General features: G+C 66.0%; 10 protein-coding genes and 2 pseudogenes. 8 read left to right on the top strand and 4 right to left on the bottom strand.

Annotated features, from left to right (window positions below):
• Positions 1-48: 48 nt before the first annotated feature.
• Complete coding sequence (locus AS97_RS10370; protein ID WP_210564759.1) at positions 49-663, bottom strand: XRE family transcriptional regulator; 615 nt, start codon at positions 661-663, stop codon at positions 49-51.
• 91 nt (positions 664-754) lie between these two features.
• Between AS97_RS10370 and AS97_RS10365 the strand changes: the two genes are divergently transcribed.
• The 4 genes from AS97_RS10365 to AS97_RS10350 all read left to right on the top strand — a co-directional run bounded on the left by AS97_RS10365 (position 755) and on the right by AS97_RS10350 (position 4,917).
• On the top strand, positions 755-1,759 hold the full coding sequence (locus AS97_RS10365) for an NAD(P)/FAD-dependent oxidoreductase (RefSeq protein ID WP_059142526.1): 1,005 nt from the start codon (positions 755-757) through the stop codon (positions 1,757-1,759).
• Between the two features lie 134 nt (positions 1,760-1,893).
• Entirely contained in the window at positions 1,894-3,507 is a 1,614-nt protein-coding gene (locus tag AS97_RS10360; RefSeq protein ID WP_059142525.1) for an MFS transporter, read from the top strand.
• A gap of 149 nt (positions 3,508-3,656) precedes the next feature.
• On the top strand, positions 3,657-4,118 hold the full coding sequence (gene trxA / locus AS97_RS10355; RefSeq protein ID WP_210564758.1) for a thioredoxin: 462 nt from the start codon (positions 3,657-3,659) through the stop codon (positions 4,116-4,118).
• A gap of 34 nt (positions 4,119-4,152) precedes the next feature.
• Positions 4,153-4,917, top strand: coding sequence for a GNAT family N-acetyltransferase (locus AS97_RS10350; protein WP_210567185.1), 765 nt, complete (start codon positions 4,153-4,155; stop codon positions 4,915-4,917).
• 49 nt (positions 4,918-4,966) lie between these two features.
• Here the strand turns inward: AS97_RS10350 and AS97_RS10345 are convergent.
• Positions 4,967-5,380, bottom strand: a pseudogene (locus AS97_RS10345) (transposase); the annotation flags it as partial.
• 141 nt (positions 5,381-5,521) lie between these two features.
• On the opposite strand from AS97_RS10345, the pseudogene AS97_RS47175 reads away from it, so the two are divergent.
• Both AS97_RS47175 and AS97_RS10335 read left to right on the top strand, forming a co-directional pair.
• Positions 5,522-5,788, top strand: a pseudogene (locus AS97_RS47175) (hypothetical protein); the annotation flags it as partial.
• Positions 5,789-6,310: 522 nt separating this feature from the next.
• The gene (locus tag AS97_RS10335) at positions 6,311-6,568 is read left to right on the top strand and encodes a hypothetical protein (RefSeq protein WP_059148113.1); all 258 of its coding nucleotides are present in this window, start codon (positions 6,311-6,313) and stop codon (positions 6,566-6,568) included.
• An 82-nt stretch (positions 6,569-6,650) separates the two neighbouring features.
• Here AS97_RS10335 and AS97_RS48535 read toward each other — a convergent pair whose 3' ends face one another.
• Together AS97_RS48535 and lanKC are read right to left on the bottom strand one after the other, a co-directional pair.
• A complete protein-coding gene (locus AS97_RS48535; RefSeq protein WP_260613214.1) occupies positions 6,651-6,785 on the bottom strand; it encodes a hypothetical protein in 135 nt (44 codons plus the stop codon).
• A 105-nt stretch (positions 6,786-6,890) separates the two neighbouring features.
• On the bottom strand, positions 6,891-9,512 hold the full coding sequence (lanKC, locus tag AS97_RS10330; RefSeq protein ID WP_210564757.1) for a class III lanthionine synthetase LanKC: 2,622 nt from the start codon (positions 9,510-9,512) through the stop codon (positions 6,891-6,893).
• A gap of 207 nt (positions 9,513-9,719) precedes the next feature.
• Here lanKC and AS97_RS10325 point away from each other — a divergent pair, with 207 nt between their 5' ends.
• Together AS97_RS10325 and AS97_RS10320 are read left to right on the top strand one after the other, a co-directional pair.
• On the top strand, positions 9,720-10,403 hold the full coding sequence (locus AS97_RS10325; protein ID WP_210564756.1) for a response regulator transcription factor: 684 nt from the start codon (positions 9,720-9,722) through the stop codon (positions 10,401-10,403).
• Positions 10,400-11,848 (top strand): HAMP domain-containing sensor histidine kinase, encoded by a 1,449-nt coding sequence (locus AS97_RS10320; RefSeq protein ID WP_185929898.1) that lies wholly within the window; start codon positions 10,400-10,402, stop codon positions 11,846-11,848. The genes AS97_RS10325 and AS97_RS10320 overlap by 4 nt, the downstream gene beginning before the upstream one ends.
• Positions 11,849-12,291 lie beyond the last annotated feature (443 nt).

Here is a 12,291-nt window from a genome sequence, read left to right as displayed (position 1 = left end):
GCGCGCAAGATCGCCCACCGCGCCGGGGGTCCGGTCGACCGTAGCTCGCTATTCGCAAGGGCCCTGGACGCCTCCGCAGTCGGCTTCGGAGCCGTCAGCGACGGCGTCCTTCTGGTGGCCGCGGCGGGCATCGCGGTCGAAGATGCCTATGATCTCGCACGGTCCGCCATCGGCGCCGATGGCGTGCGGCATCATGGTGGGGAACTCTGCGGCCTGGTTGGTCTCGATGCGAATGCGCCGGTGGCCGAGCATGAGGATGGCGGTGCCGGACAGCACCACCAGCCATTCACGGCCGGGGTGGGCGCGCATCCGGGCCGGGTTGTCGGGCGGAGGGTCGGTCATCCGCTGACGCATCACGCTCATTCCAGGGTCGCCCTTTATGGGCCAGCGCATCAGGCCGTGGGCGCCGTCGATCATCGGGCTGATGACGACGTCGTCGGTGGCGTTCTCCACGAGCTGGTCCAAGGTGGTGTCCAGGGCGCGGGCAAGGGTGACCAGCTGATCCAGGGCGAGGCGGCGCTGACCGTTCTCGATGCGGCTCAGTGAGGACTGGCTGAGGTTGGCGCGGGTGGCCAGCTCCTCCAGTGACCAGCCCTGCGCGACGCGCAGCGCGCGGATCCGTTTGCGTACGAGGCTGTCCAGCCGCCCATCTTCTTGCGTCATAAGCAACATAGTATGCCCTTGATGCAACGCGGGTTTAGCGTCGAATACAGATGGCCCAGCACGGGGGCCACGTACGACGAAAGGGCGCGACATGTCTGCGCAGACTTCCCGCTACGAGAGCGACGCACTACCCGCCGAAACCGTGGATGCAGTGGTGATCGGCGGCGGCGCCGCGGGGCTGAACGGCGCGTTGATGCTGGCCCGCTCCCGCCGCTCGGTCGTCGTGATCGACAGCGGCACCCCGCGCAACGCCCCCGCCGCCGCCATGCACGGCTTCATCGCCCTGGACGGTACCCCGCCCCCCGAGATCCTCAAGCGCGGACGCCAGCAGGTACGCGAATACGGCGGCCAGATCGTCTTCGGGGAAGTGGCCACGGCCGAACCCGCCGCCCCCTCAGCGGACGGCGACCTGCGGTTCACCGTCAACCTGGCCGACGGCCGCACGCTTACAGCGCGCCGGGTACTAGTGGCCACCGGCCTGCGCGACGTGCTGCCCGAGGTACCCGGCCTGGCCGACCACTGGGGCCACAGCGTGGTGCACTGCCCCTACTGCCACGGCTGGGAGGTCCGCGACAAGTCCATCGGCATCCTCGCCACCGGCCCCGCCTCCGTCCACCACGCCTGGCTGTTCCGCCAACTGACGGATGACCTCATCTACTTCACCCGCGGCACCGAGTTGGACGCGGAGACCCGCGCCCGCTTTGCCGCTCGGAACATCCGCATCATCGAGACCGACGTGAAGGAAGTCGTCAGCGAAGCGGACGCCCTCGCAGGCGTCCGCTTGACGGACGGCACCTTTGTGGGACGGCGGGTTCTGGCTGTGGCCACGCAGATGCAGGCTCGTACCGAGGGCTTGGAGGGCCTGAAGCTGCCGATGGAAGACCTGCCCGACAACATGGGCCGCCGCTTCGCCTCCTCCATGGCCGGTACCACCGAGATCGCCGGCGTGTGGGTGGCCGGCAACGCCACCGACCTCACGGCCCAGGTCGGCGCCTCCGCCGCGGCCGGAGCCCTGGCCGGCTCCCACATCAACGCCCTGCTGGCCACCGCGGACACCGACGCCGCGCTCGCCGCCGCGCAAAAAACCATCGGCTGACGATAAGCCCCCGTTGCTGAAGAACCGCGCGACCGCGATCCAGCGGTCCGCGCGTGAGCAGGTCACCACCTCACTGTCTTGGCGACCGGTCCTGTCCCGGCGCTGATTCCGCATGCCCTTTTTGGAGGGAAAACATGAGTACGAACCAGCCTCCCCAGACGGCGGCCGCGCCGGTCACCGGCGGAGGCGCGCCGGATGCGCGTCAGCTGCGCGCGATCCTGATCACCGTCTCGATCGCGCTGATGGCCGTCATCGCATCCGTGTCCGGGCTGAACGTCGCCCAGACCCACATGGCGGTCGAATGGGGCGTCTCGCAGACCACCATCCTGTGGATCATCAACATCTACACGCTCGCTCTGGCTGCCCTGCTGTTGCCGCTCGGGGCGATCGGTGACCGGCTGGGCCGCAAGCCCATGCTGATCACCGGGCTGAGCATCTTCGGTGCCGCCAGCGTTGTCGCTGGCCTGGCCCCGTCGGCCGCGGTGATGATCGGCGCCCGTGTGGCGGCCGGTATCAGCGCCGCGATGATCATGCCGATCACGCTGGCCGTCATCACCTCCACCTTCCCTGAGGAGGACCGGGGCAAGGCGATCGGCGTATGGACCGGTGTCGCCGGAGGCGGCGGCATCCTGGGCATGTTCCTCTCCGCCCTGTTGGTCGATGTCGCCGACTGGCGCTGGCTGTTCGTGCTCCCCGTGGTTCTGGTCGTCGTCGCGCTGGCGATGACGCTGAAATCAGTGCCCAACTCCCGCGAACGCTCCACCCATTCGTTCGACACCATCGGTGCGCTGGTCTCCACCATCGCCGTCATCGGTCTCATCTTTGTCCTACAAGAAGGCCCCGAACGAGGCTGGACCGCCCCCATCACCCTGATCAGTCTCGGCGTCGGCCTAGTCGCCGCCATCGCCTTCGTGGCCTGGGAGTTGCACCGTCGCGATGCCTCGCTGCTGGATGTGCGCCTGTTCCGTGAGCGCGGTCTGGCCAGCGGCTCGATCACACTGCTGGTCGTCTTCGGCGTCCAGGCGGGTATCGCCGTCGTGCTCTTCCCGTTTTTCCAGGCCGTGCTGGGCTGGTCCGGGCTGCTGTCGACCGTGGCGATGATGCCGATGGCCGTCATGATGATGATGACCTCGGGCCTGGCCCCCAAGATGGCCGCCAAGATCGGCGCCCGCTCCACCATGGCTGTGGGCATCGCCCTGGCCACCCTCGGTCTGGCCCTGATGGCGCTGTTCGTGTCCGTCGACGGCGGCTACCTGTCCATCCTGGCCGGCATGCTCGCCATGGGTATCGGTATGGGTCTGTCGATGACGCCCTCCACCGAGGCCATCACCAGCTCCCTGCCCCGCGCCAAGCAGGGCGTCGCCTCCGCTCTCAACGACGTCACCCGCGAGTTTGGCACCGCCCTGGGTGTCGCGATGCTCGGGGCGCTCCTGGCCAACGGCTACCGCAGCGCCATCGACGACAAGCTCGACGGCGTGCCCACGGGCGCCGCGGGCACCGCCCGCGAAGGCATCGCCAACGCCATTGAGGTCGCGCCCAAGACCGGCAGCCACGCACAGGACCTGATCCACGCAGCACAGCAGTCCTTCGTCGACGGCTGGCAGCAGGCCATGTGGATCGGCGCCGCCGTCATGGCCGCACTGCTTGTCTACGTTGCCCTGCGCGGCCCGAAGAACACCGCGCCCCTCCAATCCGACGCCGAGGCAGCCCCGGAGACCGAGGTCGTGGAGAACGCCGCCGCCCGCTGATCCCGCAGAAACTCCGTGCGGGTGGAGCACGACGCCGCCCGCACGGCAGGCGGCTGTCGGGACTCACCGCGACATCACGGTGCGCCCGACGGCCGCACAGCGCCCTGAGCACAACCCGATACCCCCGATCACATGCAGGAGTAGCGCTCATGAGCACCATCGACCCGACCGCAGACGACTTCAACGATGTCGTCTCCGGAAACGACTTTGTGATCACCGATTTCTGGGCCGAATGGTGCGGCCCGTGCCGCAAGTTCGGGCCCGTCTTCGAACAGGTTTCGAACAAGCGCGAGGGCGTCGTATTCGCCAAGGTCGACACTGAGGGACAGCGAGAATTGGCGCAGGAATTCGAGATCACGTCGATCCCCACCCTCATGATCGTGCGCGAGCAGATCGCCATCTTCCATCAGGTCGGCGCCCTGCCGGAGGCTGGACTCGATGACCTCATCAACCAGGCACGCAGCCTCGACATGGACGTAGTGCGCGCTTCCAGCGCCGCAGCAGACAAGAACTACAGGGCGCGTCTCGAATGTGCTGGTCGTCAGCGCGGCACGGCCGAAAATCGCATGCGATCTTCGCCCGGTCATGCTGGGATCAATCGCTATGAATGATCATTTTCTTGATGACGCCGACTTGACCGACAGGATGGAACAGAACCTGGCGGAACATGCCTGTCACCTGCACCGTAGTATGGCTGGTGCGGCCGTTACGGAGGCTGGTGACCTGCTTGTCGCGGACAGTGGCCTGGACGACGACACATTCAACATCGTTGCCGCGGCCCGCTTCACCGCCGCCGACGCTACAGCACGTATTACCGAGACCGCTGAGTCGCTGGCCCGCACCGGCCGGCGTTTCTCCTGGTGGGTGGGACCCGCCTCGACACCGCTGGACCTCACCACCCTCCTGACGGCGGCAGGTCTGCCGGCGTCCGAACGCGAGACGGCGATGTGGGCCGAGCTGGACGACACCCTGCCACCACCCACCGTCCAAGGACTAGACATCCAGACGGTGACCACGCCCGAACAACTTGCCGACTACGCCTTGGTTCTTGCCGCTAACTGGGACCCGCCCGCAGACACCGTCCGACGCTTCTTCGCTCAGGCCACCCCGCAGGCACTGGCCGCGCACTGCCCGGCCCGGTACCTGGTGGGCTACGTGGAGAACCGTCCGGTCTGCTCCGCTGAAGTGTTTCACCACTCGGGAGTCGCCGGCATCTACAACATCTCCACACTGACCGCCCACCGCCGACGCGGCTACGGCGGTGCCATCACGCTCGCGGCCCTCCGCACAGCCCGCGACCGAGACCACCACATCGCAGTCTTGCAGGCATCAGCTGACGGCGAGCCTGTCTACCGCCGCCTGGGGTTCCGCTCCTGCGGCCAGTTCGCCGAACACGCCATCACCCCCTGAACCACCAGGACTCCACGGGCTGCCCGTCCGCCATCCCTGACTGTGCTCGTCACAGCCACTCATTGATGGCCGCTACGAGGACAGTGGCCTCGTAGCGGCCCGCGAGCTTGTCGTATCTCGTGGCCACAGCTCGGTTCCTTTTGAGGCGGTTAATGCCGCACTCGACGGCATGCCGAGCTTTGTAGTCCTCGGCGTCGAACTTGGGTGGCCGGCCACCGCGGGAGCTTCGCTTCTGGCGATTGCGCGCCTGGTCGGCCTTGTCCGGGATGGTGCAGCGGATGCCGCAGCGGCGCAGGTAGGTGCGGTTCTTGCGGGAGGCGTACACCTTGTCAGCGCGCACGCGACCGGGGCGGACGCGCGGCCGGCCTGGCCCGAGGCGGGGCACGCGGACCTTCTTCAGCACCGTTTCGAACTGCGGCGAGTCGCCACGCTGCCCTGCCGTCACCACGATCGACATGCGCTTTTGGCCCTGCCACACGCTGCTCGCGTGCGACTTCATGCACGTGGAGACTGTCTTGATCAAGCGTCTCTACGTGTTCTTCGTCATGGAGATTGCCACCCGGCGCGTTCATGTCCTGGGTGTCACCGCCCACCCGACCGGTGCATGGGTCGCCCAACTCGCCCGCAATCTGCTCATGGACCTCGAGGAGAGGGCTGGGTGCTTCCGGTTCCTCATCCGGGACCGGGACAGCAAGTTCACCGGCGGGTTCGACGGCGTCTTCGCCGGCAACGGCACAGCCGTCATCACGACTCCGCCGCAAAGTCCCCGGTTGCCAACGCGTTCGCCGAACGATGGATACGCACGGCCCGCGCCGAGTGCACCGACCGGCTCCTCATCACCGGTGAACGACACCTGCGGACGGTCCTTACTGCAAACGCCGAGCACTACAACGCCGGACGAGCCCACCGCAGCCTCGGCCTACGAGCACCTGACGACGACCTGAACGTCATTCCCCTGCCCGCTGCTGCGGTCAGGCGCCGACAGGTACTTGGTGGACTGCTCAATGAGTACCACACCACACCACGCCACTCCGACTGCCTCACCATCCACAGGAAAAGCCCAGCTCAGCAGCCTGATGGGACTATTGACACCCCTCACCCACCCCGGTCCTGCACGGCTTCAGCCCGCACGTCCTCGAACCGGCCCCGGAGCGGCCCGACTGGGCCCGCACCACCGGCTTCTGGTCGCTGCCCGCCGAGCAGCGGCCCTTGGCGGAGGAGCTGTGCGCCGGACGGGTGTGCGTGCCGTCGTCGTCGCCGGCTGGGGTGGCATCAGCATCACCGATCCACCCGCGACCGTCCTGGTGGGAGCGACGTTTCGTACGACTGGCTGTTCCCCCTGGTCCGCGCGGCCGTGCACGCAGGGGGCCCGGGCACCCTCAACGCGGCCCTCATGGCAGGCATCCTCCAGATGGCCTGCCCCTTCTACAAGGAACAGCTGATGTGGGGAAACCACCTGCCCTACCTCGGTGTTGCACCGGTGCCCATCCCGTACAACGACCTCACCGTGGACGGACTCGTCGGGGCGGTGCGGCACACGAACACGAACCCGGAGATCGTCGACAACACCCCGTCGCCTGGCGGAGAAACTCAAGGGAACGGAGCGGAGAACGCGGTCACGGTGCTGGAACACATCCACCGGGAAGCTTGAGACCGGGATGGCGCGTGCGGGCGGTACGTGCCGGGGCAGTGATATCCATCTGCCCCGGCACTTTTCGCTCTGACGAACTGGCTCAGCAGTTGCCCCAGGTGAAGGTGCTGGGCCACCCCGGGCACGGCGCCTCGATGCTGAGCGTGCTGACGAACGCCTCAGCCGCTTCGCCATCCTGCACCGACGGAAGGTCCTGCATCTCGAGGATCTGATTCATTTCGTCTGCCCCTCTTGATAGTTGTTGAGCCGGGCTGGATTGCCCAGTCCTCAGCCATGTGCGCCGTACCACCGGCGACGGCCAAGCTCTGATGTGTTGCGCTGTTCACCGACCAGGCGGCAGGAAAGGGAGTCCGGGGTTTCCGTAGAGGGCGGTGTGCACAGCGAGCATGATTCCCGACGTCCCCGTGGCCAAGTCCATTGACAGCCTGAGGGACTGATTTCCGCGAAATGCGATGTGCCCTTCGTAGGGCAGGGCGTGCAGCCGGAGAGTGGATAGGATGTGCTGAATTTGTTCCCGCGTTCGCGCACTGGGTGCAACGGCCTGCTTGTTGGCCAGGTACAGGAGTATTCCCGTACTGCCGAACGAAATCGTCGGCATGCCGTAGTACTCGTAACCGGCGGCTTGCTCGATTGCGCGGTCGGCTTTTAGGAATTCTTCATCCGAGGCGTGGCGAAGGTATTCGGTCAGCACGATGCCCACCCCCACGCCGCCGGTGTGCAGGTAAGGCAGGGTGCGCCACCCCTCGTCGGCTTCCAGCGCGCCGTCCCGTGTGAGTGTGCAGTCCCGTAAGTCGCGCCTGAGGGCCGTGGCGGCCCGTTCTAGAAACAGTGCACGGCCAGTGGTCTCGTACAGGCGGAGCCAGAACAAGGCCGGCCCGGACCAGCCCCGCATGAGCCCCGGATGACCGCGTCCGGTGTCCGGCGCGGTCGCCGCGGTCAGCCGCTGACGGAGTGTCTCCTCGATCTGGAAGATCTCGTCCCAGAGGGTGCCGTCCTGCCGTGACCGCGTGAAGTGCAACAGGGTCAGACCTGCCCCGGCCATACCTCGGAACAGATCGAACCCCTGGCTTTCGATGTTGCCCTGGCGCGCTCGCAGCAGCACGTCCGTGGCTTCTTGTCGCAATTCCAGCGCGTCCAGGGCGTAGGCGATGCCGTGCAAGCCGGTGAAAAAGCCCTGCGGAATGTCCGTGTCGACCAACTGGTCGAGTAACCACCGTTCGTAAGCGGGCCAGTGGCCCAGGCCGACCCCGGCCAGGGCAAGCAGGACACCGGAAGCGCCATAGGCTATGCAGACGCCGTTGCCACCAAGGAATTGTTCGATGTCTCCCGGGAAGAGCCGGTCGCTTCGTTCCGGAGTGGCACTTGCGATCACTGCGTGCCCCATGGAACGCATGGCTTCATCCCATGGAGTCGGGTCCTCGGCGCGGAGGAACCGGCGGGTGATCTCGGTCGCTGGACGTCCCAGCGACACACCCCAACGGTCATGGATGCGTTCAGGCCCGGGTGCCGGGGCGGGGGGAGACCCGGAGTTTGCACCGGACGCCAGCCCCATGCCCTCCAGAATGGACAAGACGAAGCCATCCCCGAGTCTGAAACGACGTGACACGTACTCGGCGAGTTGGACGGCCTTGCCTTGGTCGTACTCAATGAGCATGGTGTGCGGCAGGAAGAGGTCCAGCTTTACTGTGGCCAGGGCCCAGAGGTCTGCCTCACGCCCCGTGACGCCGGTGGGGGCCCGGAAGCCCGGTGCCCCGTGCAGGGCCACGTGTGAGGGATCGTCGAGGCCGCTGAACTCGAAATCCAGGAAGACCGGCTCGCTGTCGCGGAGCACGATGTTCTTGGGATGGAGGTCGCCGACCACGACATTGCGCCCGTGGATCCGTTCCAAAGTCTCTTCCAGGCGTTCCGCCACCGCCAGCGCCCAGGAGACGTAGTCCTTGGTGTCCTCCAGACTGACACCGCCGGGACGTAACAGAGGCGTACGGCGCATGGATGCCCTTTTCAGGTCCAGGCCGTTGATGCGTTCCATTGCCAGGAAGTGGTGATCCCAGGCAGGAAAGTAGCCGTAGAGCTTCGGTATGCCTGGCAAGCCGGCCAGCTGGGACAGCACACGAGCCTCGTGCCTGAGGCGTGTGACGGCGTCCTGGCCGGCACTGTCGAGGCCGGCGTATGGTCGCGCCTCCTTGAGTACCACCTCGACCCCGGTGCCCACGGTTCGCGCTACGTAGACACCGCCCCCGTTGGAGTAGTGCAGCGCATACGAAGGACGGTATGGGAATTCGACTGCGCTAGTGGAGTGACTCTCCAGTTGTTCACGCAGAAATGACGGAATCTCAACCCAGTCGGGAACATGGAAAACCGGTCGGCGAACGTCAGGAACCAGTTTTCCCTGCCGGTTTTGTAGTGCGGGGACCATATCTCCGTCGTCATTTGAACAGAAGCGCGGAGTGTACGCCCCGTATCGCACGTACAGCGGGCCCAAACGCCAGCGTATGTCGCTGAGTATGTAGGGGCCCTCCTCTCCGGATAACAATTCGTCAAGACCGAGCAGAACGTGGTGCAGTTGCTCCGTGTCACTCGTGTAGACGGTGATGAACTTTCCGCTCGAACCACGGTCGGCGTACTTCGCGTTCACTTTCTTCAGTTGTTCCGGTCCGTAGAGGAACTTGAAGGGCAGATGATGCCGGCAGCAGTATTCCCAGGCGCGCTCAAGAACCTTCTCGGCATTTTCCGGGTGGGCAGACACGTGAATCTTCCAGCCCTGGGGAGGGAGGGTCGCATGCCTGGGTCGGAGGTAGACCCATGGCATGGTCGTCCTGCGTTCCCACCCATGGGGCGGCGCGGCGTGAGTGAAGGAGAATTCGGCCTGCTCCGTGGTGCTCTGTTTGTCATAGAAATCTGTTCCCGGCACACAGAACTCTACGTATCGCAGATCGAGAGGCACCTTTGCCCGCTCCTTCGTCGTGTGCGCACTGCCAACGAGTGTAGACATGCAGAATGACGTGCAGCGATAACTTTTCGAACGGTACAGGTTCCGCTGGGATGGGCTCTCCCTCTGATCGATGCTTCCATACGAGTGCTGAGGGGATGCTGAAGAAGACTGAGGGCCCTTCAGGGTCGTTTCAGCCGGGGTTGCGGGATGCTGTGGGACATGCGGATTCTCGTGGTGGAGGATGATCGTCGGCTGTCGGAGTTACTCAGACGGGGGTTGATCGGTGAGGGCTTCGCCGTGGACTTGGCGTACGAGGGCCCTCGGGGCCTGGACTTGGCGATGGAGAACGCCTATGACGCCGCTGTTGTAGATGTGATGCTGCCGGGACTGAATGGCTTTCGGCTGTGTGCCCGGCTGCGGGCGGCGGGGGTGTGGACGCCCGTGCTGATGCTCACCGCCAAAGATGGCGAGTACGACGAGGCGGAGGGACTGGACACTGGCGCGGACGACTACGTCACCAAGCCGTTCTCCTTCGTGGCGCTGACTGCCCGCTTGAGGGCCCTGATCCGTCGTGGCCAGCGCGAACGCCCGGCTGCCTTCGCGGTCGGAGACCTGCATGTCGATCCGGCTGCGCGACGCTGCCGCCGCGGCGAGGCGGTGTTGACACTGACGGCCAGGGAATTCTCGGTGCTCGAGTATCTCGCCCGCCGCCGCGGCGAGGTCGTCTCGAAGACCGAGGTCCTGGCACACGTCTGGGACAACGACTTCGACGGGGACACCAATATCGTCGAGGTCTACATCAGTGCCCTGCGCCGCAAGATTGATGCCCCGTTCGGCCTGCACACGATTCACACCGTGCGCGGCTGCGGCTACCGCCTCGAGCTCGACACCGCTTCCACATGACCATCTGGGGAAGAATCCGCACCTTTCTGGGGAGGCTGCGGCCCACCACCATCCGGGTCCGTGCCGCTGCGCTCGTGGCCCTGCTGGTGGCCGTGCCTCTGTCAGGAGTCGCCGCTGTGGCCGCTCTGGCCGTACGGGCCAGTCTCCTGCATCAGGCTGCCCCCGACACCAGGGCCGCAGCAGAAAACGTGGCCCTCGGATACCAGGGTTACGACCTCGACATCATGCGGAGTCCGTGCGAGAAACCGTTGGACGTATGGAATGAAGCGGGTGCGCCTGGCAGCGTGTATCGCTTCTGCCGCTGGGACTCGATGCCGTCCGCATGGAAGGAGCTTCTGACCGGGCCGAAAGGAGGCGCGCTGTCGTTGTGGCCGTTCAGCAGCGCTAGCGCCTACCGGTTCGTGGTGCCGGACACATCCGAGATCCTGGGCCGGGCGCCCGACTGGGTACTGTTGGCGGAAAATCCGCTGCTGCGAGAGCAGACCCAGTTGCGGACCGTGGTGTGGTCGCTCGTGGGAGCGGTCGCGTTCGTCACCGCCCTGGCGAGCGCGAGCGCTTGGTACGCGGCCGGGCGGGTGTTGCGGCCGATGGAAGCCATCCGCGACGAATTCGCCCAACTCAGCACGCACCATCTCGACCGGCGCGTCCCTCTGCCCCGTACGGACAACGAGATCAGCCGACTGGGCCGGACGCTGAACACCACTTTGGACCGCCTGCACGCCGCGCTCGAACAGCAGCAACGGTTCGTCGCCGACGCCTCCCACGAACTGCGCACCCCCCTCGCAGCCCTTCGCATCGAACTCGAACTCGCCCTCACCCGGCCGGCCACCACCGACTGGCCCCGCACCGTACGCGACGCACTCGGCGACACCCTCCGCCTGCAACGCCTCGCCGCCGACCTGCTGCTCCTGGCTCGCCTGGATGCGGAGGCCCGCAACCACGATCCCCATTTCGCCACACGCGAGCACGTCGACCTCAATGACCTCGTCCGCGACGAGGTTGCCCGCCGTCACCCGCCACCCCATGTCGCCCTGACACTGCACCTCGGCAACGCACCCGCACACGAACCCGTCCTCGTGCACGGCCACCGATCACTGCTCGCCAGGGTGCTGGGCAACCTCCTCGACAACGCTGAGCGGCACGCCACCAGCACCGTCACCGTCCGCCTCACCCACCGCCTCGACCAGCACCAAGCCGTACTCGAAGTCTTCGACGACGGCCCCGGCATCCCGCCTCAGCACCGTACCCGCGTCTTCGAACGCTTCACGCGCCTCGACGACGCCCGCACCAAGGACAGCGGCGGCGGCGCCGGCCTCGGCCTGGCCCTCGCCCACCACATCACCACCCTTCACCACGGCACCCTCCGCATAACCGACAGCCCCCATGGAGCACACCTGACTGCCTGCCTCCCCACCGCTGCGGATTCCCAAGCCATCTCTGGATGATGCTTGTGCTGTGGTTTGGCCGCATTGTGTCTATGTCACAGCTATCTCGTGGCACTTGTCGGCTGCGGTGTACGGCGCTTTGGGGAGCCTGACAGGGCGCCAAGTCCACGGAAATCTCAAAACGGAGTAGACAAGGAGAATTGCTGCGCGCTGGGGGTCAAGGGGTCGCAGGTTCAAATCCTGTCGTCCCGACCAGCGTTTTCCCAGTTCGGAGGCCGTTTCCGCGAGTAGCGGAGACGGCCTTTTCCGTGTGTTTCGGTGTGGTGGTCGCGTGGTGGTCGCATGCGTTCCCTGGGGCTGGGACGCGGTGGGTGGGTGGCTGTAGATATTGGCGGTGGTGGAGAGGGTGGAGTGGCGCAGGGTCTTGGAGACGATGGTGAGGGGGATGCCTGCGGTGAGGGTGAGGGTGGCGGCGAGGTGACGCAGGTCGTGCAGGGTGATGC

This window comes from Streptomyces sp. AgN23, from assembly GCF_001598115.1.
GTDB lineage: Bacteria > Actinomycetota > Actinomycetes > Streptomycetales > Streptomycetaceae > Streptomyces > Streptomyces antimycoticus.
The sequence above is the reverse complement of the archived record's forward strand: the minus strand, read 5'-3'. Positions and strand labels throughout refer to the sequence as shown.